The 1,151-nt window shown below is 65.0% G+C and carries 1 protein-coding gene; it reads left to right on the top strand.

Annotated features, from left to right (window positions below; genetic code table 11):
• Nucleotides 1-159: 159 nt before the first annotated feature.
• On the top strand, nt 160-1,151 hold a 992-nt coding region (locus FJ980_RS33120), incomplete at its 3' end, for a Gfo/Idh/MocA family oxidoreductase (protein WP_140547613.1).

The raw sequence follows: 1,151 nt of genomic DNA, 5'->3' as shown, positions 1-1,151 counted from the left end.
CTAGCACCAGCCGGTCGTGCGGCCAAGGCGTTTCAGAGCCGACGGTACAAATCCGATTGACAATATATGCCATCGGGTGTGTCATCGTAAACGTTTACGGAAGTCATTTACGGACTGCCGTGGGTGCCAGCCAGGAGGGGTTGGCCGGAGGAGCGCTGGATGATGCACGTCGTCCTGGTCGGGTGCGGAGCCATGAGCAAAACCTGGCTCGAGGCCATCAGCCAATCCCCTGCCGTCAAGATCGTCGGTCTCGTCGACCTCGACGCCGACAGGGCGCGCCAGCGGGCACGCGAATACGACCTCGCCGGGGTCGCGATCGGGACCGATCTCGACGTCGTTCTCTCCCAGACCAGACCCGATGCGGTGTTCGACGTGGTCGTGCCTGCCGCCCGTCGCGCCGTGGCGAATTCGGCCTTTGCCCATGGCTGTCATCTGTTGACGGATAAGCCGCTGGCCGACAGCCCGGACAATGCGCGCGCCATCATCGACGATGCGCGGCGCGCGCGACGCGTCCATGCCGTGGTGCAGAACCGCCGCTACGTCGCCAACGTCCGGCGCATCCGGCGCTTCCTCGGCTCCGGCGCCATCGGCGCTGCGACCAGCATCCATGCCGATTTTTTCATTGCGCCGCATTTCGGCGGTTTCCGCGAAGGCATGCGCCATGTGCTGCTGCTCGACATGGCGATCCATACATTCGACGCCGCCCGCTACATGGTCGATGGCGAGCCGACCGAAGTGTATTGCCGAGAATGGGAGCCGGCCAATTCCTGGTACCGGCAGGGATCGTCCGCAAGCGCCACCTTCGAGCTCGGCCAGGGCAAGATGTTCACCTATCGCGGCAGTTGGTGCGCCGACGGTTTCCGCACCAGTTGGGAAGGCAGTTGGCGCATCGTCGGCGAACGCGGCAGCCTGACCTGGGATGGTCATGACGAGTTGAAGGCCGAAGCCGTGTTGCCGGAACGCGAAGGCCTGCTCGACAAGGTCGTGCCGGTAGCGGTGCCGCCGCTCGACCCTGCCGACCGCATCGGCGGGCATCTCGGCGTCATGGAAGATTTCGTCCGCGCCGGGGAAAACGGCACCGAGACGGAGACGCGCGGCGCCGACAATATAAAGAGCCTGGCGCTGGTTTTCGCGGCGATCGCACGCGCCTC

Source organism: Mesorhizobium sp. B1-1-5, assembly GCF_006443065.1.
In the GTDB taxonomy this organism is placed as follows: Bacteria; Pseudomonadota; Alphaproteobacteria; order Rhizobiales; family Rhizobiaceae; genus Mesorhizobium.
The sequence above is the reverse complement of the archived record's forward strand: the minus strand, read 5'-3'. Positions and strand labels throughout refer to the sequence as shown.